Source organism: Vreelandella nigrificans (assembly GCF_002374315.1).
GTDB classification, from domain to species: Bacteria; Pseudomonadota; Gammaproteobacteria; order Pseudomonadales; family Halomonadaceae; genus Vreelandella; species Vreelandella nigrificans.
On the sequence record NZ_NWUX01000011.1, the window covers coordinates 66,339 to 88,623 of the forward strand.

Genomic DNA, 22,285 nt, shown 5'->3' on the forward strand with positions numbered 1-22,285 from the left:
CTCCTAAGGGCCAACAAGGCATTAGCGGTTCAGTACGATAGCGCTATGGTCTTCCCAATAAACGTAGACGCTATCCTCCCAAGTGGGACGATCGCCACGACGCTCAGTGTTAGCCATACTGACTTTGATTCGCTGCCCGGACGCAGTGCGTACGTAGTAAAGTGAGTAGCCACCTAGATAGGCGATATCATCTACCTTACCCGCTTCCCAGTTGTACTCTGCCGTGGGTTGTTCGCGGGTCAGCCAGACTTTTTCCGGGCGAAGCGCAGCCCATACCCGGCGGTCTACTGCTTGGGTCGTAATACCATGGTCAATATAAATTGGCCGGGAGAGCACAGGCGAGGCAATTCGGCAGTGGTCGGCGGCATCTTCTACAATCTCGCCTTCGAACAGATTCACGGTACCCACAAATTCCGCCACCATACGACTGGCCGGGCTTTCGTAAATATCTACCGGCGAGCCCACCTGCTCAATCCAGCCGTCTGCCATGATGGCAACGCGGTCAGCCATGGTCATGGCTTCTTCTTGATCATGGGTCACCATAATGCAGGTAACCCCCACCTGCTCGATAATCTCCACCACCTCTAGCTGCATTTCTGTGCGCAGCTTTTTGTCCAGCGCGCCCATAGGCTCATCTAACAACAGTAGTTTGGGCCGCTTGGCTAACGAGCGCGCCAAGGCTACCCGCTGGCGTTGACCGCCAGAGAGCTGGTGCGGTTTACGTTTTGCGAACCGCTCCATATGCACCAGCTTGAGCATTTGGGCCACCCGCGCCTCGATCTCTGCTCTGGGTAGTTTGTCTTGCTTTAACCCGAAGGCAATATTTTGTGCAACGTTCATATGCGGGAACAGCGCATAGGACTGAAACATCATATTAATCGGGCGTTTATGGGGCGGCATATTAGTAATATTTTCGCCACTTAATAAGACCTTACCTTCGCTGGGTGTTTCAAAACCTGCCAACATTCTCAGCAGAGTGGATTTGCCCGATCCCGATCCACCCAATAGCGCAAAGATCTCGCCGCGCTTTACCTGCAGGTTCACGTCATCCACCGCTAGGGCATCATCAAAACGCTTACTCAAGCGCTTTACCTCCAGCACGACATCCTCGGCAAACCGTGGGGTTTTACCCTGAGGGCGTGCAGCAGTCGAGGCTAAGGGTGCAGAGGAGGACAACTCGTTCGACAGGGGCGTAGTGACCATTAGTCACTCCCATCAAAAGGCCCAGATAACCGGGCGTTTAAAAGACAAACAGCGAGCCAAGCAAAACGCTTGGCTCGCCGTCAGGCGATGAATAGATTAACGGCCGGATTTAACGCGGTTCCAGATACGGGTCAGTGCGCGTTGGGCGTTTTGCGGTTTCTCCAAAGGCACAAATAACTTCTGCATAATGTCGGCTGCAGGATAAATTGCCTGGTCTTCAAGTATCTCTTCCGGCAAGTAAGCATTCGCGGCGCTATTAGGGTTGGCATAGCGCACATAATCAGTAATTTCTGCGGCGATCTCAGGATCAAGGATAAAGTTGATAAACGCATGTGCGTTTTCAGGATTCGGGGCATCTGCCGGAATGGCCATCATGTCGAACCACAGCTCAGCGCCTTCCTTGGGGATGCTGTAGGCGATCGTAAAATCACGCCCGGCCTCCTCTGCGCGCTCTGCAGCCTGGAAGATATCGCCGGAGTAGCCAGCGGCTACGCAGATGTCACCATTCGCCAGATCAGAGATATAGCGGGAGGAGTGAAAGTAGGTTATATCGTCCCGAATACGAGTAATGACCTCCCCTGCGGCCTCCAGGTCATCGCTATCGTTGCTTTGCGGATCCAGCCCCAGATAAGCCATCGCAGCGGGTAGCATTTCAATACCCGAGTCCATCAATGAGATACCGCAACCCGCACTACTCAGCGCGCTGGTTACGTCGGGATCAAAAAGAAGTGCCCAGCTATCGACGGGGGCATCTTCGCCCAGAATCTGTTCGATACGGTCGGCATTATAGCCAATGCCATTGGTGCCCCACATGTAAGGAATAGAGTACTCGCTATCCCCATCAATATGTTCCAGGCTAGCCATCAATTCGGAATCAAGGTTGCTAAGATTGCTCAATAGCTCATGATCCAGGGGCTGATAGACACCCGCATTCAGCTGGCGGGTAAAGAAGTGGGTAGAGGGTACGACAACATCGTATCCAGAGCGGCCTGATAACAGGGCTGCATCCAGAACTTCGTTGCTATCGTAAACATCGTAGGTGACGCTAATACCAGTACGTTCGGTGAACTTTGCCAGTGTCTCTGGTGCAATATAGTCTGACCAGTTATAAACCCTCACTTCATCAGCGTGGGCTACTGCGGCCGTTACGACAAAAGATATGGCCGTAACGGCCCCAGAAAGTTTGTGAATATTCCCCATTCCACTGCTCCTCATCTCAAAATCTAACGATCACCAAACATCCAGCGGCCAGCAAATCTCCCATAACCACCTAAGTTCCCATAACCACCTAAGCTCCCATAACCACCAGAGCTATCGAGCATAGCCGTCGCACAAATCTAGCCCCCTACCGTCCAGTCATCTTGTCGGAGCTAAAAACAGCGTAGGCAATTATGCGAACCGTGCGAATTTTGCGGTGCAGCGCGGTCTATCGCAAGTCAATGTGAAAAATTCTTGCTATATAGCCGCAGCGCCCCCACCTACAGAGTCGTGACGTCAATGCAGCGTCATTATTTAAATTAGCTATCAGTAGAATTATTTTTTACAATTTTAGCTATTAGTCGTAGGGCGGTATAGTGTCTTACAAATTTTCCCACTACCGATCACATCAAATGGAGATTATCTAAATGTCTTTGATCAATACTGAAGTAAAACCGTTTAAAGCGACTGCTTACCTGAACGGCGAATTCGTTGACGTTACTGAAGCAGACTTGCAAGGTAAGTGGTCTGTGTTCTTCTTCTATCCCGCTGACTTCACCTTTGTTTGCCCGACAGAGCTAGGTGACCTCGCCGATAACTACGAAGAGTTCAAAAAGCTGGGCGTTGAAATCTACAGCGTCTCAACTGACACCCACTTCACTCACAAGGCTTGGCACGACAGCTCCGAGACTATCGGCAAACTTCAGTACCCGATGATCGCGGATCCGACGCTGCAAATTTCTCGCAACTTCGAAGTACTGATCGAAGAAGCTGGCCTGGCTGAGCGCGGCACTTTCGTTGTTGACCCAGACGGCAAAATTCAGATTGTTGAAATCAACGCTGGCAACATCGGCCGTAATGCTGAAGAACTGCTGCGTAAAGTAAAAGCCGCTCAGCACGTTCGCGCCAACCCGAACGAAGTTTGCCCGGCTAAATGGAAAGAAGGCGAAGAGACATTAGCTCCGTCTTTGGATCTTGTAGGCAAAATCTAAGCTGTCTATCGCTGCCAAGTAAGGGCTGCCAAATAAGGATTATTCCTTATAAGGGTTACCCCCTTAGGTAGCACGACACCCGGGCGCTAGGCTCGGGTGTTTTTCTTTGAGTGCTCGTTCTAACACTCCCAGCGTTTTCCCTAACACCTTTGATGGCTACTGTGATCTAAGCACAGTAAGCGGTGTTTTAGGTTGAGAACTTTATACTGCTGACTATGAGGAACCACTGTCATGTTGGACGCCAATTTAAAAAATCAGTTGAAAGCTTACCTAGAAAAAGTGACTCAACCGTTCGAGATCGTTGCGTCCCTCGATGACGGTGCCAAGTCACGTGAACTGCTAGGGCTATTAGAAGATATCAGTAGCTTAAGCGACAAAATCACGTTGCAGACCAGCGGCCAGGATAGCCGCACGCCATCGTTTGCCATTAACCGTCCTGGTGAAGAGACCGGTGTGGTGTTTGCTGGCATCCCCATGGGCCACGAGTTTACCTCGCTGGTACTAGCGCTGTTGCAAGTAGGTGGGCATCCACCCAAGACATCGGAAGAACTGCTTAATCAAATTAAAGGCCTCGACGGTGACATGCTGTTCGAGACCTACTACTCGCTCTCCTGCCAGAACTGCCCAGACGTTGTGCAAGCGTTGAACCTGATGGCGATCTTTAACCCCAACGTTCGTCACGTTGCTATTGATGGCGCGCTGTTTCAGGACGAAGTGGAAGCACGGGAAATTATGTCGGTCCCCAGCATCTACTTGAATGGGAAGCCCTTTGACCAGGGGCGTATGACCCTGGAGCAAATCTTAGCCAAAGTAGACACAGGTGCTACTGAGCGGGAAGCCAAAAAACTAAGTGAGAAAGCTGCCTTTGATACGCTAGTGATTGGCGGCGGCCCGGCTGGTGCATCAGCAGCCATTTACTCTGCCCGCAAAGGTATTAATACCGGCGTTGCGGCAGAGCGTTTTGGTGGCCAAGTAGCCGATACGATGGGCATTGAAAACTTCATTTCAGTCACCCATACCGAAGGCCCCAAACTGGTCAGCGCACTGGAAGAGCACGTTAAAGAGTATGAAGTTGACGTGATGAATCTACAGCGTGCAACCTCTTTTAAAGCTGCAGAAACCGAAGGCGGCTTGCATGAAGTGAGCTTTGAGTCAGGTGCCAAGCTGAAAAGTAAGACACTTGTGCTGGCCACCGGCGCACGCTGGCGTGAGATGAACGTACCCGGCGAGCAGCAGTACCGTAACAAAGGCGTTGCCTATTGCCCCCATTGCGACGGCCCGTTGTTTAAGGGCAAGCGGGTTGCCGTTATTGGTGGCGGTAACTCAGGCGTGGAAGCGGCGATTGATCTTGCCGGTATCGTTAGCCATGTAACGCTTGTGGAGTTTATGGGTGAAATGCGTGCTGATGCCGTACTTCAGAAAAAGCTCAAGAGTCTGCCCAATGTAGACATTGTTTTGAACGCGCAAACCACAGAAGTCACCGGCGATGGCAGCCGCGTCAATGGCCTGACCTACAAAGACCGCAACACAGACGAAGTTAAAAACATTCCTCTGGAAGGTATCTTTGTCCAGATCGGCTTGGTGCCTAACACGGAGTGGCTGAAAGGCTCGCCAATTGAAATGTCACCACGCGGGGAAATCATTGTGGATGCCCACGGTATGACCTCGGTACCCGGCGTATTTGCCGCTGGGGATGTCACCACCGTTCCGTACAAACAGATCATTATCGCCATGGGAGAAGGCGCAAAGGCATCACTGGGCGCCTTTGATTACCTGATTCGTAATTAACTAGCTAAAAGAATCAGCCAAAGGGCGGCCCCCACCTGCTGCCCGTTGGACTGTCCCTTTTGACGCAAAAGACCGTGACGTCACGCCCGCTATCTAGCGGGCGTTTTTTTGAGCACTTAACCGCCCTGCCCACACACCGTACAAGCGGGGTCACGGGGTACTTGAAAGTGGCGCCATTGACCACTTAAACCCTCAAAGGTAGAGAGCCCTTGATGGGGTTTTCCAGCCCCACTCAATAACTTAAAAGCCTCAACCGCTTGAAAGCAACCGATCAATCCAACCAGCGGTGCCATCACACCACTTTCAGCACAGCTAAGGGCTTCGTCATCGCTGTCATTGGGCGGGTAAAGGCAGGCGTAACATGGGCTGGCCGAATCGCGAGGGTCAAATACCGCCAGTTGCCCAGAGAAGCGTATCGCCGCCCCCGAAACAAGCGGCACACCCGCTTGCTGCGAGGCTGCATTAATAGCGTAACGGCTGGAAAAACGGTCGGTACAGTCCAGCACCACATCCGCCGCCGCCACTAGCGCTAGCAGTTGCTCCCCTTCTGCGTGCTGCTCCAAGGCAACCACCTGACATTCTGGGTTCAGCGCTTGCATGCTGGCTTTAGCAGAGCGAGCCTTGTTAATACCGATACTTGCCTGTTGATGAGCAATTTGGCGCTGCAGGTTAGAAAGCTCCACCACATCCGCATCGGCAATCGTGATTTTTCCGACGCCTGCAGCGGCTAAATAGAGCGCTGCAGGCGAGCCTAGCCCTCCACCGCCAATAATCAGCGCGTGGGCGCCACGCAGGCGCTCCTGCCCTTCAATATCCACCTCGGGCAGCATAATTTGGCGGCTATAGCGCAGCAGCGCCTGATCGTCCATCATCGGCTTACTTATCCTCAAATTCCTCAAAGTCGGGTATGTGCAGGCTAAAGCTCTCTTTCACCTCTTCCATCACCACGTAGCTTTTCGACTCTTTCACTCCCGGCAGGGTCAGCACCACATCGCCTAGCAACTGACGGTAGGCCGCCATTTCAGGAATCCGGCACTTCAAAATATAATCAAACTGGCCAGACACTAAATGACACTCTTGTATCTGAGGCAATTTTTCTACCGCCCGGCGAAACTCATCAAACACTGCCGGGGACTGAGTTTCCAGGCTAATCTCTACAAACACGAGTAGGTTAGCTTTTAATGCTCGCGGGTCGAGAACCGCCTGGTAGCCACGAATAATACCCGCTCGTTCAAGGCGCTTGACGCGCTCTAGGCAAGGGGTTGTGGATAAGCCAACTTCTGATGCAAGGTCTACATAGGAAATACGCGCATTTTCCTGTAGGCAGCGCAAAATCTTAAGATCGATACGGTCCAGCGTTCTATTTTTAGGTTTCATGGCAGGATCCAATACTGATGAATCAGGCAGTTATTAAAGGTGCCCTAGGGTAACCCGTTCATGGCCGCTGATGTCTTGCACACTTTCAACGTTGTGATAGCCAGCGCTAACCAGTGCTTCCCGCACATGGCTCGCCTGGGTATAGCCGTGCTCTAGCGCCAACACTCCTCCCATTGATAGATACTCTCTTGCCGCATCGACCAAATGTATCAAATCAGCCATGCCGTCCGCCTCGGCTACCAGCGCAGATAGCGGTTCAAAACGCACATCCCCCTCGCGCAAGTGAGGGTCATCGGCGGCAATATAGGGCGGGTTGCTAACAATAATATCGAATAGGACTGTTGGCTCAGAGGAAGAAAAAGCACTAAACCAATCGCTTTGTATAAACTGTGCGTTGGCAATAGCAAGCGCCTTAGCATTGCGAGCAGCGAGCTGAGCCGCTTCGGGGCGAATATCGGCACCGGTCACCTTCCAGCCAGGTTTTTCACTGGCGAACGCTAATGCAATCGCGCCAGTTCCCGTGCCTAAATCAAGCAACCGACCGGTCTCTGCTGGAGTACGGGCCAGCACAGCCTCAACTAGCGTCTCAGTATCAGGCCGTGGGATAAGCGTGTCCGGAGAGGTGGCTAACCGCAACCCCCAAAACTCCCGCTCACCAGTTAAATAAGCGACTGGCTGTCCTTGGGCACGGGCGGCAATTAGCGCATCGAAGCGCGCTTGCTCCCAAATAGCACACTCTCTGTCACCCCAGGTATAGAGCCAAGTACGATTATGCCCCGTAGCATAGCTAAGCAGCACTTCGGCATCGATTCGTGCTGAGGGCGAGCCCGCCTCACTAAGCCGCTGTGCCGCCTGTAACAGCAGAGCATCGTAGGTCACATCACCTACCACCATCAGGCCTCCTGAAGGGCTGAAAGCTGCTCGGCTTGATATTCATGAATCAGCGGGTCGATGACTTCATCCAACTGTTCGCCACTGATCACTTCGGTGAGTTTATACAGTGTGAGATTAATGCGGTGGTCGGTAATACGACCCTGGGGGAAGTTGTAAGTACGAATGCGCTCACTGCGATCCCCAGACCCTACAAGTGAACGACGGGCATCCGCTTGCTCTTGGCGCTGAGAGTCTACCGCATTACGTTTGAGCTTCGCGGCTAGCAGAGACATCGCTTTAGCACGGTTTTTGTGCTGACTGCGCTCTTCCTGACACTCTACGACGACACCAGTGGGTAGGTGAGTAATACGAATAGCGGAGTCGGTGGTATTAACGTGCTGACCACCAGCTCCACTGGAGCGATAGGTGTCTACACGTAGATCGGCGGGATTAATATCAATATCGCCGACATCATCCACTTCTGGCATCACTGCGACTGTACAGGCTGAGGTGTGAATCCGCCCCTGAGACTCAGTGGCCGGTACACGCTGCACTCGGTGTGCGCCAGACTCAAACTTCAAGCGCGCGTAAACGCCATCGCCCTTAACTCGGGAAATTACCTCTTTATAGCCGCCCTGCTCGCCATGGCTGGCACTAACCACTTCAACGCGCCAACCGCGTTTTTCGGCATAGCGCGAGTACATGCGAAACAGGTCTCCTGCAAAGATTGCCGCTTCATCACCGCCAGTACCTGCGCGCACTTCCAGAAACACGCCACGACCATCGTCTGGATCCTTCGGCACCAGTAAGCGCTTAAGCTCAATATCCAGGCTTTCAAGCTGCTCCCGGCCGTCGCTAATTTCCATTTCTGCGAGTTCGCGCATCTCTGGGTCGTTATCGCGGCTAAGCTGCTCGGCCTCTTCAATGCTATTTTCAACCTCGCGATAACGCTGCCAGGCAGCAACCAGCTCATCTAACTCAGCGTACTCACGGGAGTAATCACGAAAACGCTGTTGGTTGTTGATCACCTCAGGATCAGATAGCAGCATTGCCAACTCTTCAAAACGGTCAGCAAAACTATCTAGGCGTTGGCGCAAAGTCTCTTTCATGCGGGTGTATTATCCTTCTGGCGTTTTACCGAGCACGCAGGCTGCTCAAAAGCAGGTTTGGCAGGCAACAATAAATGCGGCACAGCATTCAGCAGTTCGTGGTTTTCCTGAGAGGCAGCTTCTCGCAACGCAAGCGTTGGGTGGTGCATCAAGCGGTTGGCTAATTGATGCGCTAAGCGCTCGATCACTTTAGCAGGGTCTTCACCACGGGCTAAGCGTTCAAGCGCCTGCTCGCGGGAGTGGTCACGGATTGCCTCGCCGTGGCGACGGTAGTCGCGAATCAGCTCGCCGCCCTTACGAATGCGACGCTCGTGTAGCCAGCTCCCCACACCGTGCTCAATCAGAGACTCGGCTTGGTCAGCAGCTACCTGACGATGACGGCGATTCTCTTCGATAACTTCTTCAAGATCATCAACAGTGTAGAGAAAGACATCGGCAAGCTCCCCCACTTGTGGTTCGATATCCCTCGGCACTGCAATATCCACCATAAACACAGGACGGTGCCGACGCTTTTTCAGCGCTCGCTCCACCATCCCTTTACCCAATATGGGCAGTGGCGAGGCGGTAGAGGAGATGACGATATCGGCATACTCCAAAGCATCCGGGATTTCAGACAGCGTGATTGCAGTGCCCCCCAACGGGGAAGAGACTTGCTCTGCACGCTCACGGGTACGGTTTGCTACCGTAAGTTGACGCACCCCCGCCTCATGAAGATGACGGGCAACCAGTTCTATGGTTTCACCAGCCCCGATCAGCAGCGCTCTGGCACGGCCAAAATCATCAAAAATACGGCTGGCCATACTCACAGCAGCATAAGCTACCGACACTGGGTTTTTACCAATGCCGGTTTCTGTGCGCACTTGTTTAGCTACCGCAAACGTGTGCTGAAAAAGGCGCTCTAACTCACCACCTAACCCATTTGCCTGGCGCGCCTGTTGATACGCTTCTTTTAACTGGCCAAGTATTTGCGGTTCGCCCAGCACCATAGAGTCCAGGCCAACTGCCACACGCATCAGATGTCGCGCAGCATCGTTGTCTAGGTAGTGATAAGCACAACGTGAAAGGTCTTCGACACGTAAATTATGAAAGCGCCCAAGCCAGTCCAACACAGCCTGCTCCCCGGCGGCATCCGTTACGCAGTAAAGCTCGGTACGGTTGCACGTCGATAGCACGGCTGCTTCGTTGATTTGCGGTAGGCTACGCAGTTCCACCAACGCGCTTTCGAGCTGCGTCGGGGTAAAAGCCACCTGTTCACGCACGGCCACACTGGCAGTACGATGATTTATTCCCAGGGCAAGAAGCGTCATGCGTTATGCGTCTTCGCTAGTGGATCGGTCGTCACGTCACTGTCGGTCTATGTGTCTCGGGCTTACGAAAGAGAGAGACAGCATTAAGAAATTGTAATGGTGCTGCTCTTTTTCAAGGTGAAATATTCTATCACAGCACAGCATGATCTGATGCACACCACTTTGCCGCAGGCGGCCAAGCCGCTATGCTGAACACTCGGCCACTTGATCGAGAAACGCATGCCCCTTCGCGCAACACTATCGGGTTTACCCCTGCTGCCTTTGGCCGCCACGCTATTAATGAGCGGTTGCCAGTCTACGCCCTCTTTTTATGAGGACGGGTTAATGCCCTATTCAGGCGACCCCATGCAGTCGGCTCCCCCCATTACCCGTGGGCTTGATGCGGCTGGACTTCGCACGCTGCTGGCTGCCGAGCTTGCTGGTCAGCGAGGTAACTACCGCTACGCCAGCCAGGGCTACCTGGAGGCTGCCCAGCGCTATGGCGTACCAGCGCTTGCCGAGCGCGCGACCTTTGCTGCGCGATTTGGCAATGATATTGCGCTAATAGAAGCATCTGCGCTGCGCTGGCATGAGCTAGCTCCTCAAGCAGAGGGCCCAAACCGTCTACTTGCGACCCTTTCCCTGCAACGCGGTGATTGGTATGACAGCCTAGAGCAGCGCTTGGTGATTGTTCAAGCGGGTGGCAACGGGGAAATAGCGGCATTTGCTGAAATTGCCATAGCCGAAGAAGCTCCTCTCCATCTGCTGATGCAACCTCTGCAGGCACACCTTGACCAACCTGGCGCCGACCAACTTGAGTTTCACAGTGACGTACTACTGGGCACGGCACTCATTGAAGCTGCGCTTGGTAACCTGCAAAGCGCTCAGCTGCGACTGGACCAAGTCGCCCGCCAGGATCCTGAATCAACATCACTATGGTTAGCCAAGGCGCGTCTTGCCTTGGAAAGCGGTGATCACCCTGCAGCCCAGCGCGCCGCTCGACAAGGGCTGAACCTAGCTCCTGACGATGTGCGCTTTTTACTAATGCTTGCTCAGGCTGAAATCCGCCTAAACAATATTGCCGCCGCCGAAGTGCAAACCAACAGCCTGCTGGAAAACCACGGTGGCAATCAGGATCTACGCATCGCACTTGCTCAGCTCTATTTGGAAGAGGGTCATAGCGAACCTGCCTACAGGTTGCTACAGCCCCTTATTGGCCAAGGTAGTATTCCCAATATCGCCTATTACCTGCTGGGAGCGATCAGTCAATCCCAAGGCGAAATAGATGACGCCCTGCTCTACTATCGCCAAGTAAGCGAAGGTGACGAGTTTCTGCCCGCCCTTGCCACGGCAGCACGCATGTTGATCGAAAATGATCGCCTTCTTGATGCACGTGCACTGCTACGTATTGAGCGGATGCGTAATGAAGACTATTTCGGCGACCTAGTGATGTTAGAGGTACAGCTATTAGACGAGTTAGGTCTTCAGGAGGATGCTACAGCACTGTTAAACCGAGAGCTTACCCGCACCCCCGACGACACTAACCTGCTATATTTAAGGGCAATGCGCTTCTGGGAAATGGGCGACTTTAACGCCATGGAGCAGGACTTGCGTCAGATACTGCGCACCGAGCCTAACAACGCCATGGCCCTGAATGCACTGGGCTATACACTGGCTGACCTTAACGTGCCAGAGCGACTTGAGGAGGCCCGTGAGTTAATTGAACGCGCCTACGAAGCCGACCCAAACAACCCAGCGATTCTTGATAGTATGGGCTGGGTATACTTCCGGCTTGGCAAGCCCGATGAAGCACTAGCATGGCTAGAAAGCGCTTACGCTCAGATGCCCGACCAAGAGATCGTCGCGCATTTAGCCGAAGTATTGCATGCTCTCGGGCGCAGTGATGAAGCCCGTCGGCTACTTCAGCAGGCACGTAAGCGTACCTCACAGCACCCACAAATCGATGAGCTGCTTGAGCGTTTCCCTGAACTAACGCCATCCAATACACCCTAACGCCGACTTTATTAACCACATCGATTAGCCGTATCAACTTTAAGCAACACTGACATGGAGCCAGTTTATGTTGACCAAACACCTTGCTTTTTCCCGCTGTGACAAGCTTCGCCTGGCCGCGCCTTGCCTCCCTAAGCTGATACGCTCCAAGCTTACGCACTCAGCACGCCTACTAATTACTAGCGCTGCCCTATTGGTAATTGCCGGCTGTGCCAGCCAAGTACCGATTGATGAGAGCGGCCGCCAAGCAGGCCAATGGGAACGCCAGCAAGCCGATGTTGAGGCATTCGACACATGGACAATGGTGGGAAAAGCGGGACTGAGAACACCCCAGGAAAATACCAGCGCTAATTTAGACTGGAACCAGCACCCCTACTATTTCCGCATGTTGATTAGCGGGCCATTCGGTGGTGGCCGTAGCGTGCTGGAAGGCCGCGAGGGGCGCTTCTCACTCACTACCAGCGATGGCCGCTTTGAGGCAGAAACCCCCGAGTCGCTGATGGAAGAGCAGCTTGGCTGGTCGTTGCCAGTTAGCGCCATGCCAGACTGGGTTCGCGGCCTGCCTAGTAACCACTCCAGTTATCAGATAGAAACAGATGAGCTTGGTTTTCCCAACCACCTTCAACAAGATGGCTGGGAAATCGATTACCGCGACTGGGAACAGGTAGAAGGCATGTGGTTACCCCGCCGACTAGTAATGAACTACGCCGATGTGCGTATTACGCTGGTGGTCAACCAGTGGCGTCCTTCCAACAGCTGACACACTGACTGAGAGCCGGAATGCCAGCTACCATGTTAATGCCAACCTCTACGTTAATACCATCCTCTACGTTAACGCTTCCCTCCCCCGGGAAGCTAAATCGCATGTTGCATATTGTGGGCCGTCGTCAAGACGGCTACCACGAACTGCAGACCATTTTTCAGTTTATCGACCTGTGCGACCAGCTTCACTTTTCACCTCGCCACGACGGCGTCATTGAGCTTACCAACGCTATTACCGGCGTCGCCCACGATGACAACCTGATTGTGCGAGCGGCTAGGCTTCTTCAGCAAGCAAGCGGTACGCGCTTAGGCACATCTATTAGCATTGACAAAAACCTGCCCATGGGTGGTGGCCTCGGTGGCGGGAGCTCTAATGCGGCAACGGTGCTGATGGGGCTTAACCATTTATGGAAGCTTGGCCTTACCAAGGCTGAGCTAGCCAGGCTTGGGCTTACTTTAGGTGCTGACGTCCCCGTCTTTGTGCATGGACATAGTGCCTGGGCAGAGGGTGTAGGTGAAAAACTCACCTCAGTGACACTAGACACCCCCTGGTTTGTGGTCATTCACCCCAGCGTAAGTGTTGCGACACCAGCCATCTTCCAAGACCCAGAATTGACACGCGACAGCCACCCCATTACTATGGCGCGCGCATTGCAGGGGGGAGCGTCAGAGTGGCGTAACGACTGCGAAGCTACTGTCAAAAAACGCTACCCGCCCATTGCGGTAGCCCTTGACTGGCTCGCGCAGTATGCACCTAGTCGACTGACCGGTACCGGCGCCTGTTTGTTTGCGGCCTTTGATTCACAGCAAGCCGCACAAACTACTGTCGCTGGATTGATGCATCAACAGAAGCATCAGCACTGGCAGGCGTGGGTAGCACGCGGACTCAACGCTTCCCCCCTACAAGATGCTCTGGGCTGCTGAAAGCGCCCGGTCATCGCATTAGGTTTATTGCTGGGGTATCGCCAAGTGGTAAGGCACCGGTTTTTGGTATCGGCATTCCCAGGTTCGAATCCTGGTACCCCAGCCAACCTAATTATGATCTGCGTTTTCTCCCCTGATCCCCAACACTGCAAAGGTGGCTGCGCGTGTCAAAATTGATGGTTTTCACCGGGAATGCCAATCCCGAACTCGCTCAAAAGATTGCCGAGAGCTTAGACAGCCGTATGGGTAATGCGACGGTTGGTCAATTTAGCGACGGCGAAATCGCGGTCGAGATCAATGAGAACGTGCGTGGTAAGGATGTCTTCATCCTTCAATCCACCTGTGCACCTACGAATGACAACCTGATGGAACTGATCCTGATGGTCGACGCATTACGTCGTGCCTCAGCCGCTCGAATTACCGCGGTAGTTCCTTATTTTGGCTATGCCCGCCAAGATCGTCGCGTACGCTCCGCCCGCGTTCCCATCTCAGCAAAAGTTGTCGCTGACATGATGGTGAAAGGCGGCGTTGATCGCGTTATGACCATGGATCTGCACGCTGACCAAATCCAGGGTTTCTTCGACGTGCCGGTTGATAACGTTTACGGCTCGCCCATTTTACTTGACGACATTGAGCGCCAAAACTACGACGATCTCGTAGTGGTATCGCCCGATGTAGGTGGCGTTGTTCGCGCTCGCGCTATTGCCAAGCAGTTAAACGCTGACCTGGCAATTATTGATAAGCGTCGCCCTCAGGCTAACCAAGCCCAAGTCATGCATATTATTGGCGAAATCGAAGGCCGCACATGCGTGGTCGTCGATGACATGATTGATACTGCTGGCACGCTATGTAAAGCCGGCGAAGCATTAAAAGACCACGGCGCTGCACGCGTCGTGGCCTATGCCACACACCCGATATTGTCTGGCCCTGCGGTCGACAACATCACGAACTCTGTGCTGGATGAAGTTGTCGTGACCGACACTATCCCACTCTCTGACTATGCACGCCGGAGTGGGAAAATTCGCCAGCTGAGCGTTGCCGGACTGATTGCGGAAGCGATCCGCCGGGTTAGCAACGAGGAATCCGTTAGCGCGATGTTCCACTAATCGTCTGACGTTACAGCCCCCTAATGGGCCCTGGAAGCGTCGTCGCCTGGTCGCGGTCGGCGATGTTTCCTTACTTAAACCAAGAGGCAAATTACATGTCTGATTTTATCCTGAAAGCCAGCGTTCGTAACGACCTGGGGAAAGGTGCGAGCCGCCGCCTGCGTCGTGCGAACCAACAAGTACCGGCCGTTGTATACGGCGGTACTAAAGGTGCGCAGTCAATTTCTGTAGAAAAAACTGCGTTCTACAAAGCAATTGAAGACGAGTCTTTCTTCTCTTCGGTAATCAACCTGGTTATCGACGGCACAGAAGAGCAAGTGGTTGTTCGTGATCTGCAGCGCCACCCGTTCAAACCGCTTCTTACTCACGCTGACTTCATGCGTGTTGATGCTACTCACGCCATCACTATCAACGTGCCGCTGCACGTTCTTAATGAAGAGAAGTGTGTTGGCATCAAAGACCAAGGCGGCGAACTGCACGTCCTGGCTAACGAAGTGGCTATCAGCTGTTTGCCGAAAGACCTTCCTGACTTCCTGGAAGTTGACATCAGCAAAGTTGAGCTGGGCACAACCCTGCACCTGTCTGACCTGACCCTGCCGGCCGGCGTCACTTCTGTTGACCTGTCCCACGGTGAAGAGCATGACAATGCCGTTCTTAGTATCACCAAAGTGAAAGTGCGCGGCGGCGATGCAGAAGAAGGCGAAGAAGAAGCCAGCGCTGAATAAGCTCTGGTAGTCAGCACCTTGTGGATTACTCCACCAAGCAGTGCTGAGCTTGGGCTACCCTCATTGCCCAAGAATGCTAAAATCAAGCGCCTCGGCGCTTGATTTTTTTTGCGGCCTGCCAGCCGCTGACACGATGTCAAAATTTCTCCCAGACGTTTTGGAGGCGGGAAAATGAGCCAGGTAACGGCCATTATCGGACTAGGAAACCCCGGTCCAGAGTATGAAGCCACACGCCACAACGCTGGTTTTTGGCTGGTGGATGCCATTGCCCGCAGCGCCCATACAGAGCTTCGTCCTGAGAAAAAGTTTTTGGGCCTCTACGCCAAAGCACGCATTGGCGAACAGGACATACACCTGCTCAACCCCACCACCTTTATGAATCGCAGCGGTGCTGCGGTGGCAGCGCTGGTTCAGTTTTTTAAGCTAGCGCCCGAAAACCTGCTAGTTGTTCACGATGAACTGGACCTACCTCCGGGGCAAGCCCGCTATAAGACTGGCGGCGGCCACGGTGGTCATAATGGCCTACGCGATATCATTAGCGCGTTAGGCAACCAAAACCAGTTTCACCGCGTTCGCGTTGGCATCGGCCACCCCGGCGAAGCACGCCAGGTCACTAACTATGTGCTTGGCCGCCCTGGGAAAGTCGAGCAAGAAGCCATTGAACGCGCCTTGGACGAGTGCCAAGCTACTCTACCTTTTGCGCTATCCGGCGAATGGGCCAAAGCCATGAACCGCCTGCATAGCGTAAAATAGCGGCACACTTAAAAGTACACGCTTTTAGCACCTTCTTTTTCAATTTGGGCAAGCGCCTCGTTAATGGCGCCGCCCCAGCGGCCAGGAAGTAACTTATGGGCTTTAACTGTGGCATCGTCGGTCTACCCAACGTAGGCAAATCCACGCTTTTCAATGCACTAACAAAGTCAGGCATTGATGCAGAAAACTTTCCGTTCTGCACCATTGAGCCCAACGTAGGCATCGTCCCAATGCCTGACCCCCGCCTTGATAAGCTTGCCGAGATCGTCAAGCCACAAAAAGTGCTGCCGACCACGATGGAGTTTGTGGATATTGCAGGCTTAGTGGCCGGCGCCTCCAAAGGTGAAGGGCTAGGCAACAAATTCCTGGCCAATATTCGCGAAACCCAGGCTATCGCCCATGTAGTACGCTGCTTTGATAACGATAACGTTATCCATGTCGCCAACCAGGTCGATCCACGCGCAGACATCGAAACCATCAACATTGAGCTAGCGCTTGCCGACTTAGATACCGTTGAGAAAGCCAGCCAGCGCCTGGTTCGGTCCGTGAAAGGCGGCGACAAAGATGCCATCGCCACCAAGGCAGTGCTAGATAAAATCCAGCCTCACTTAGCTGAAGGTCAGCCACTGCGCAGCTTTGACCTCTCAGACGATGAGAAGCGCCAGGTAAAGAGCTTTGGGTTCTTAACACTCAAGCCCACCATGTACATTGCCAACGTCAATGAAGATGGTTTCGAGAGCAACCCTTACCTAGATATCGTCAAAGAGATTGCCGCTGAAGAAGGCGCGGTGGTCGTGCCAGTATGTAATCAGCTAGAAGCAGAAATTGCCGAGCTGGACGACGAAGAGCGCAGCATGTTCTTAGCCGAAATGGGCATGGAAGAGCCGGGATTAGACCGTGTAATTCGTGCAGGCTACGCCCTCCTAGGCCTGCAGACCTACTTTACTGCTGGCGTGAAAGAAGTACGCGCCTGGACAGTTAAGCAAGGCGCTAGCGCACCGGAAGCAGCGGGCGTCATTCACACGGATTTCCAGAAAGGCTTTATTCGCGCAGAAGTCATCGCGTATGACGACTTCGTCTCACTTGGCGGCGAGCAAGGGGCCAAGGATGCCGGCAAGTGGCGCTTAGAAGGCAAAGAATACATCGTGAAAGATGGCGACGTGATCCATTTCCGCTTTAACGTTTAACCATCACAATAAAAACTTGACGGGCAGCTAAACACTGAGTATCATTCGCCCCCGTTGAATGGCTACGTAGCTCAGCTGGTTAGAGCACATCACTCATAATGATGGGGTCCCCTGTTCAAATCAGGGCGTAGCCACCAAACGAATATAGACAGAATATTGAAAGGCCGCTGACACTGTCAGCGGCCTTTTTGTTTACAGCCTCACTAGCGCAGCGTACGACGGTTCAAGAACACCGTTAGCGCCTGAGTTAAGTAATCGACATCTTTTGTACCTGCAGTCTCACGAATGGAGTGCATCGCCCACTGCGGAAGCCCAACATCAATTGTTGGCACACCTACTTCCGTCGCGGTAATTGGCCCAATCGTGCTACCACACCCCATGTCCGCCCGAGTCACAAACGTCTGCACCGGCACGCCCGCTTCACGGCACACATCACGGAACAGCGCCCCTGTGACACTGTTAGTGGCATAACGCTGACTAGCGTTCACTTTAATCACAGGGCCGCCGTTAATTGCAGGACCATGGCGCTCATCATGCTTATCCTGAAAGTTTGGATGCAGTGCATGGGCATTATCACAGGAGATCATCAACGAGGACTGAATCAACTGAATCAGCGACTCTTCAGAGCCACCTCCCACTTGAGCATTTAAACGCTTGAGCACATCACCCAAAAATGGCCCCTGGGCACCACAAGCGCTGGCACTGCCCACCTCTTCGTGGTCATTGGCAACCAGCAAAGCACCCTGACTTGCATCACTCTCGAGCAACGCCTCTAACCCGACAAAGCAGGACAACAGATTATCCAGCCGGGCACTAGCAACCAACTCCTGACGCAGACCAACCAACGATGGCGGCTGAACATCATAGAAACCCAGTTCAAAATCCACTACCTCTACGGCACGCAGGCCATGCTGCTCCTCAAGCCACTGACCAATCAGATCGTTTAGTTGAGAAGTATCACTCTGCATTAGCACCGGCGACATCTGGGTTTGCGGGTTAATTACCCGCCCGGCATTCACTTCGCGGTCCATATGAATTGCCAAACTGGGGATCATCGCAATAGGGCGATCAACATTTAACAACACACTTTCTAAACGCCCATCAGCATGGCGTACATGAACCCGGCCCGCCAAGCCCAAGTCACGATCAAACCAAGGAGACAACAGCACCCCGCCATACACCTGTACGCCTAACTGCATCCAGCCAGCTGCATACTGAGTCGCATTAGGCTTCAAATGCAGCCCAGGACTGTCAGTATGGGCACCCAACATACGTAGACTGGTTAACTGGCCATCAGGCAATTGGAAGGCAATAACAGAGGAGTCGTTACGCGTCACGTAGTAGCGCTTTCCCGACTCCAGCTGCCAGCTCGCCATCTCATCTAAACGCTGAAAGCCCGCCTGCTCTAAACGCTGCGACATACAGCGTGTTGCATGCCATGGTGTAGGCGACTGACGCAGAAAATCACATAGCCGCGTTAAACGTTCTGCGTTGAAAGCTTCGGACATGGAAATCCTCATAACTGTAATGATTGAGTCTCACAGGCGAAATGACCTGCTACAATGCTCCCTCGGCCTACGCAACTCATAGGCCATCTGCGAGTCTAGGGAAGAATGAGTTTACACAAATCCGGGAGAGCTTGACTGATGAGCTTGTTTGCAACGCTTTCGCGCTCGGTCGCCCTTGCCGTGATGCTGGTCATTACCAGCCCGGCAGCGCTGGCGCAACTTGCGCCGACCGACGAACAACGCCAAGCGGCAGTGGAAATTGCGGACTCGCTCCGTTATGGCCACTATGCTGATATTACCTTCGACGAGCAGTGGTCTCAGGAAGCTTTCCAGCGCTATCTAGACATTCTAGATGGCCAACGGAGCTACCTTCTAAGCCGTGATATCGAGCCCTACCGTCATTTGGAAAGCAGCATGGCGGAAATGCTGTTCGAGGGCAATCTAGACGATGCCTTTGAGCTTTACAACCGCCTGAGCGAACGGCATATCGTGCGTCTTGAATGGCTTCTTGAGCGCCTGGATGAAGGACTCACCTTCGAGTTTGAAAGTGATGAACGCCTAGAAATTGATCGCGAAGAAGCCCCCTGGGCCACCCGCGACAGCGAGCTGGATGAGCTATGGCGTAAGCGATTGAAAAATGATGCTCTCACACTGGCCTTAACAGACCAGGACGATGAGCAAATTGAAGCTAATTTACGCCAACGCTATGAAGGGCAGCTCAAGCGTATTCGCCAAACAGAATCTGAGGATGTCTTTGGGCTATTGATGGCGTCAGTTTCCAGCACCATCGACCCTCATACAGGCTATCTCTCCCCCCGCCAGGGCGAGTCTTTTGATATTCAAATGAGCCTCTCCCTAGAAGGTATTGGCGCGCTACTACAAGCCGATGGCGAATACGTCAAAGTATCCAGCTTAGTGCCCGGCGGCCCTGCCGACCGTGCAGGTGTGCTGGAGCCGGCCGACCGCATTATTGCTGTTGGCCAAGAAGATGGCGAGATGGTCAACGTTATAGGCATGCGCTTAGATAACGTGGTGGATCTGATTCGCGGCCCGAAAGGCTCCGTGGTGCGCCTTGATGTAGTGCCTGCCCAAGCAGTAGACATGACCCGCTCGCAGATTGTCGAAATTACTCGCGACACGGTAAGCCTGGAGGACCAGGCGGCCAGTAGCGAAATAATCGAAGTACTGCGCGATGGCGAACCTCACCGCATCGGCGTTATTAGTATTCCCACCTTTTACGTAGATTTTGATGCCTGGCAGGCCGGCGAAGAGGGGTACCGCAGTACCACTCGCGATGTTGCCCGCGAGATACAAAGCCTCAAAAAAGAGGGTATTGAGGGCATTGTACTTGACCTGAGCAACAACGGCGGTGGCGCGCTACAGGAAGCCAACTCACTAATTGGCCTATTTATTGATCGTGGCCCTACCGTGCAGGTACGTGACGCCCAAGGCCGCATTCAGCTCTACGGCGACACGGAGGCAGGAACACTCTACGATGGCCCGTTGACCGTACTGGTAAACCGCCTTTCTGCCTCTGCCTCGGAAATTTTCGCAGGTGCAATTCAGGACTATGGTCGCGGCATTGTCGTGGGCTCCCCCACCTTTGGTAAAGGTACGGTACAGACCTTAAACGACTTGAGCCATGGGCAGATTAAGCTGACTCGCGCCAAGTTCTACCGCATTTCCGGCGACAGCACCCAGAACCGCGGTGTCGAGCCGGATATCACTTTCCCGAGCTTAATCGACCCTGATCGCATTGGCGAAAGTAGCCTGGATAACGCACTAGCCAGGGACACAGTGCAAAACGTTCAGTACCGCCGCTACGGCTCCCCTGAGGACGTCCTAGCCACACTGATTACACAGCATAAAACCCGGGCTGAGCAGAACCCCAATTTCCGCTACCTGGAGCGCCAGTCTACGCTTGCCCGCCAACTACGCGAGCAGCATACCAGCGTGAGCCTTAACCGCGAGCAGCGCCAACGTGAGCTAGATGCACAGGAGGCAGAGCAACTATCCCTTGAAAACCAACGTCGACGCGCCCTGAGCCTACCAGAGCTAGAGGAGTGGATGGATGCTAGAGGCGACGGCAGCGAGCCTGACGCTACTGACGAGGACGATAACAACGACGAAATGCCCGTTGATCGTGCTCACGTGCTAGAGGCCGCCGAAATTCTACTTGATTATGCTCACCTACAAAATATACAGCGGATGGCCAGACGCTAACACGCCTCCCCATCAATGTAGGTAAGCGCACCACTAATGCCAGCCTGTTCACGCTTAATGACAGGCTGGCGTTTTTATGCGCTTAACTAACTTTTTATGCACTTAACTAACTTTTTATGTATTTAACTAACAGAGCACAGCTCGACGCGCTGGCCGATCTCCCATTTTAGCGAGTCGCTGGTGGAGCTTATCTACGCGCACCGCGCTACCCACAGCAGCAGCGTTGATAATAGTTTGCGCCCACTCAGGCAGCTGAGGCGCCAAGCGGTAGTGCACCCATTGCCCTTCCCGCTGATCACTCAGCAACCCACACTGACGCAACTGAGCCAAATGGCGCGACACTTTCGGCTGCGACTCTTCCAGTGCAAAGGTCATCTCACAGACGCACAGCGACTGCTCCTTAGCAATCAAGAGAACCAGCATCAAGCGCGTTTCGTCGCTTAAACACTTCAACACCTGCAACGCTTGCAGGCTAGCCGCTTTACCCACGACACCCTTCCCAACCAGTGAATGATAGATATAGTTTACGCTACTGAAACGGCTAACGGTAAGGCACAAAAAAACACCCAAGGCACCACTCGGCAGCAGGTGTTATGATCGATACAAAGGAGTAGCACAAGAAAGCCAGCCAGTTATAAAATCGGCAAGCTGTAAAGTCGGTAAGCTATAAATGGAGAAAATATAAAAAATTGAGAAAATATAAATGGGAACGCTATAAAAACACGGGATCTTAAAACAGGAAGGTGAAAACAGACATTGTGAAAATGGCGCTTTCAAAGCAGAGATCTAACACGAATTAAATGGCTCCCCGAGCAGGACTCGAACCTGCGACCCAATGATTAACAGTCATTTGCTCTACCAACTGAGCTATCGGGGAATGTTTACCGTGTAAGGTAAATACAGCAGAACAGCAATATGGCTCCTCGAGCAGGACTCGAACCTGCGACCCAATGATTAACAGTCATTTGCTCTACCAACTGAGCTATCGAGGAACATTACGTATTGCCTTTATGTTTTAAACAGAGCCTTGACACCACCACTTATTTGGCAATGTATTGGCTCCTCGAGCAGGACTCGAACCTGCGACCCAATGATTAACAGTCATTTGCTCTACCAACTGAGCTATCGAGGAACTGCTCAAACACGGTGCGTAGTATACTGATAGAAACGCTCGGGTCAAGTATCGTTTCTAGGTGAATGCTAGCCCCTGGTTTCTTGTGCCCGTATAATGCAGCCATTCAACGGCAGCGCATTAAGCT

At 53.1% G+C, this 22,285-nt stretch carries 19 protein-coding genes and 5 tRNA genes; 12 read left to right on the top strand and 12 right to left on the bottom strand.

The window, feature by feature from the left end:
- Window positions 1–21: 21 nt before the first annotated feature.
- Complete coding sequence (locus tag CPA45_RS13035) at window positions 22–1,203, bottom strand: ABC transporter ATP-binding protein (RefSeq protein WP_096652054.1); 1,182 nt, start codon at window positions 1,201–1,203, stop codon at window positions 22–24.
- Window positions 1,204–1,299: 96 nt separating this feature from the next.
- Window positions 1,300–2,403, bottom strand: coding sequence for a polyamine ABC transporter substrate-binding protein (locus CPA45_RS13040; RefSeq protein ID WP_096652056.1), 1,104 nt, complete (start codon window positions 2,401–2,403; stop codon window positions 1,300–1,302).
- A gap of 425 nt (window positions 2,404–2,828) precedes the next feature.
- Between CPA45_RS13040 and ahpC the strand changes: the two genes are divergently transcribed.
- A complete protein-coding gene (ahpC, locus tag CPA45_RS13045) occupies window positions 2,829–3,392 on the top strand; it encodes an alkyl hydroperoxide reductase subunit C (protein WP_096652058.1) in 564 nt (187 codons plus the stop codon).
- 231 nt (window positions 3,393–3,623) lie between these two features.
- Entirely contained in the window at window positions 3,624–5,180 is a 1,557-nt protein-coding gene (gene ahpF / locus CPA45_RS13050) for an alkyl hydroperoxide reductase subunit F (RefSeq protein ID WP_096652059.1), read from the top strand.
- A 116-nt stretch (window positions 5,181–5,296) separates the two neighbouring features.
- On the opposite strand, the gene CPA45_RS13055 is transcribed toward ahpF, so the two are convergent.
- Genes CPA45_RS13055 through hemA form a run of 5 tightly spaced genes read right to left on the bottom strand, consistent with a single transcriptional unit; the run spans window position 5,297 to window position 9,846 of the window.
- Complete coding sequence (locus tag CPA45_RS13055; protein ID WP_096652061.1) at window positions 5,297–6,052, bottom strand: HesA/MoeB/ThiF family protein; 756 nt, start codon at window positions 6,050–6,052, stop codon at window positions 5,297–5,299.
- 4 nt (window positions 6,053–6,056) lie between these two features.
- On the bottom strand, window positions 6,057–6,557 hold the full coding sequence (locus CPA45_RS13060) for an Lrp/AsnC ligand binding domain-containing protein (protein ID WP_078086966.1): 501 nt from the start codon (window positions 6,555–6,557) through the stop codon (window positions 6,057–6,059).
- 33 nt (window positions 6,558–6,590) lie between these two features.
- The gene (prmC, locus tag CPA45_RS13065; RefSeq protein ID WP_096652199.1) at window positions 6,591–7,436 is read right to left on the bottom strand and encodes a peptide chain release factor N(5)-glutamine methyltransferase; all 846 of its coding nucleotides are present in this window, start codon (window positions 7,434–7,436) and stop codon (window positions 6,591–6,593) included.
- Window positions 7,437–7,450: 14 nt separating this feature from the next.
- The gene (gene prfA, locus CPA45_RS13070; protein WP_096652063.1) at window positions 7,451–8,539 is read right to left on the bottom strand and encodes a peptide chain release factor 1; all 1,089 of its coding nucleotides are present in this window, start codon (window positions 8,537–8,539) and stop codon (window positions 7,451–7,453) included.
- Window positions 8,536–9,846, bottom strand: a complete 1,311-nt coding sequence (gene hemA / locus CPA45_RS13075) for a glutamyl-tRNA reductase (RefSeq protein WP_078086964.1) — start codon at window positions 9,844–9,846, stop codon at window positions 8,536–8,538. The genes prfA and hemA overlap by 4 nt, the downstream gene beginning before the upstream one ends.
- A 219-nt stretch (window positions 9,847–10,065) precedes the next feature.
- Between hemA and CPA45_RS13080 the strand changes: the two genes are divergently transcribed.
- The 9 genes from CPA45_RS13080 to CPA45_RS13120 all read left to right on the top strand — a co-directional run bounded on the left by CPA45_RS13080 (window position 10,066) and on the right by CPA45_RS13120 (window position 17,432).
- A complete protein-coding gene (locus tag CPA45_RS13080) occupies window positions 10,066–11,838 on the top strand; it encodes a tetratricopeptide repeat protein (protein WP_096652065.1) in 1,773 nt (590 codons plus the stop codon).
- 67 nt (window positions 11,839–11,905) lie between these two features.
- A complete protein-coding gene (gene lolB / locus CPA45_RS13085; protein ID WP_096652067.1) occupies window positions 11,906–12,598 on the top strand; it encodes a lipoprotein insertase outer membrane protein LolB in 693 nt (230 codons plus the stop codon).
- 104 nt (window positions 12,599–12,702) lie between these two features.
- Window positions 12,703–13,524, top strand: a complete 822-nt coding sequence (ispE, locus tag CPA45_RS13090) for a 4-(cytidine 5'-diphospho)-2-C-methyl-D-erythritol kinase (protein WP_422822036.1) — start codon at window positions 12,703–12,705, stop codon at window positions 13,522–13,524.
- Window positions 13,525–13,555: 31 nt separating this feature from the next.
- Window positions 13,556–13,630, top strand: a tRNA-Gln gene (locus tag CPA45_RS13095).
- Window positions 13,631–13,688: 58 nt separating this feature from the next.
- Window positions 13,689–14,630, top strand: a complete 942-nt coding sequence (locus CPA45_RS13100) for a ribose-phosphate pyrophosphokinase (protein WP_192930590.1) — start codon at window positions 13,689–13,691, stop codon at window positions 14,628–14,630.
- 95 nt (window positions 14,631–14,725) lie between these two features.
- Window positions 14,726–15,355, top strand: a complete 630-nt coding sequence (locus CPA45_RS13105) for a 50S ribosomal protein L25/general stress protein Ctc (RefSeq protein WP_096652069.1) — start codon at window positions 14,726–14,728, stop codon at window positions 15,353–15,355.
- 171 nt (window positions 15,356–15,526) lie between these two features.
- Window positions 15,527–16,108, top strand: coding sequence for an aminoacyl-tRNA hydrolase (pth, locus tag CPA45_RS13110; RefSeq protein ID WP_096652071.1), 582 nt, complete (start codon window positions 15,527–15,529; stop codon window positions 16,106–16,108).
- Between the two features lie 95 nt (window positions 16,109–16,203).
- A complete protein-coding gene (gene ychF, locus CPA45_RS13115) occupies window positions 16,204–17,295 on the top strand; it encodes a redox-regulated ATPase YchF (protein ID WP_078086960.1) in 1,092 nt (363 codons plus the stop codon).
- Between the two features lie 60 nt (window positions 17,296–17,355).
- Window positions 17,356–17,432: transfer RNA gene (locus CPA45_RS13120), tRNA-Met, on the top strand.
- A gap of 66 nt (window positions 17,433–17,498) precedes the next feature.
- Here the strand turns inward: CPA45_RS13120 and CPA45_RS13125 are convergent.
- Window positions 17,499–18,803, bottom strand: a complete 1,305-nt coding sequence (locus CPA45_RS13125; RefSeq protein ID WP_096652073.1) for a M18 family aminopeptidase — start codon at window positions 18,801–18,803, stop codon at window positions 17,499–17,501.
- 138 nt (window positions 18,804–18,941) lie between these two features.
- Here CPA45_RS13125 and CPA45_RS13130 point away from each other — a divergent pair, with 138 nt between their 5' ends.
- On the top strand, window positions 18,942–21,026 hold the full coding sequence (locus CPA45_RS13130) for a carboxy terminal-processing peptidase (protein WP_096652075.1): 2,085 nt from the start codon (window positions 18,942–18,944) through the stop codon (window positions 21,024–21,026).
- A gap of 126 nt (window positions 21,027–21,152) precedes the next feature.
- Here CPA45_RS13130 and CPA45_RS13135 read toward each other — a convergent pair whose 3' ends face one another.
- The 4 genes from CPA45_RS13135 to CPA45_RS13150 all read right to left on the bottom strand — a co-directional run bounded on the left by CPA45_RS13135 (window position 21,153) and on the right by CPA45_RS13150 (window position 22,158).
- Window positions 21,153–21,515, bottom strand: coding sequence for a metalloregulator ArsR/SmtB family transcription factor (locus CPA45_RS13135; RefSeq protein WP_096652076.1), 363 nt, complete (start codon window positions 21,513–21,515; stop codon window positions 21,153–21,155).
- A 312-nt stretch (window positions 21,516–21,827) separates the two neighbouring features.
- Window positions 21,828–21,903: transfer RNA gene (locus tag CPA45_RS13140), tRNA-Asn, on the bottom strand.
- Between the two features lie 39 nt (window positions 21,904–21,942).
- Window positions 21,943–22,018: transfer RNA gene (locus CPA45_RS13145), tRNA-Asn, on the bottom strand.
- A 64-nt stretch (window positions 22,019–22,082) separates the two neighbouring features.
- Window positions 22,083–22,158: transfer RNA gene (locus tag CPA45_RS13150), tRNA-Asn, on the bottom strand.
- Between the last annotated feature and the right edge of the window lie 127 nt (window positions 22,159–22,285).

What these genes read in the sequence shown, in the direction of transcription:
- CPA45_RS13035 (WP_096652054.1), bottom strand. Translation starts at nt 1,203, where the DNA reads ATGGTCACTACGCCCCTGTCGAACGAGTTGTCCTCCTCTGCACCCTTA.
- CPA45_RS13040 (WP_096652056.1), bottom strand. Translation starts at nt 2,403, where the DNA reads ATGGGGAATATTCACAAACTTTCTGGGGCCGTTACGGCCATATCTTTT.
- ahpC (WP_096652058.1), top strand. Translation starts at nt 2,829, where the DNA reads ATGTCTTTGATCAATACTGAAGTAAAACCGTTTAAAGCGACTGCTTAC.
- ahpF (WP_096652059.1), top strand. Translation starts at nt 3,624, where the DNA reads ATGTTGGACGCCAATTTAAAAAATCAGTTGAAAGCTTACCTAGAAAAA.
- CPA45_RS13055 (WP_096652061.1), bottom strand. Translation starts at nt 6,052, where the DNA reads ATGATGGACGATCAGGCGCTGCTGCGCTATAGCCGCCAAATTATGCTG.
- CPA45_RS13060 (WP_078086966.1), bottom strand. Translation starts at nt 6,557, where the DNA reads ATGAAACCTAAAAATAGAACGCTGGACCGTATCGATCTTAAGATTTTG.
- prfA (WP_096652063.1), bottom strand. Translation starts at nt 8,539, where the DNA reads ATGAAAGAGACTTTGCGCCAACGCCTAGATAGTTTTGCTGACCGTTTT.
- hemA (WP_078086964.1), bottom strand. Translation starts at nt 9,846, where the DNA reads ATGACGCTTCTTGCCCTGGGAATAAATCATCGTACTGCCAGTGTGGCC.
- CPA45_RS13080 (WP_096652065.1), top strand. Translation starts at nt 10,066, where the DNA reads ATGCCCCTTCGCGCAACACTATCGGGTTTACCCCTGCTGCCTTTGGCC.
- lolB (WP_096652067.1), top strand. Translation starts at nt 11,906, where the DNA reads ATGTTGACCAAACACCTTGCTTTTTCCCGCTGTGACAAGCTTCGCCTG.
- ispE (WP_422822036.1), top strand. Translation starts at nt 12,703, where the DNA reads ATGTTGCATATTGTGGGCCGTCGTCAAGACGGCTACCACGAACTGCAG.
- CPA45_RS13105 (WP_096652069.1), top strand. Translation starts at nt 14,726, where the DNA reads ATGTCTGATTTTATCCTGAAAGCCAGCGTTCGTAACGACCTGGGGAAA.
- pth (WP_096652071.1), top strand. Translation starts at nt 15,527, where the DNA reads ATGAGCCAGGTAACGGCCATTATCGGACTAGGAAACCCCGGTCCAGAG.
- ychF (WP_078086960.1), top strand. Translation starts at nt 16,204, where the DNA reads ATGGGCTTTAACTGTGGCATCGTCGGTCTACCCAACGTAGGCAAATCC.
- CPA45_RS13125 (WP_096652073.1), bottom strand. Translation starts at nt 18,803, where the DNA reads ATGTCCGAAGCTTTCAACGCAGAACGTTTAACGCGGCTATGTGATTTT.
- CPA45_RS13130 (WP_096652075.1), top strand. Translation starts at nt 18,942, where the DNA reads ATGAGCTTGTTTGCAACGCTTTCGCGCTCGGTCGCCCTTGCCGTGATG.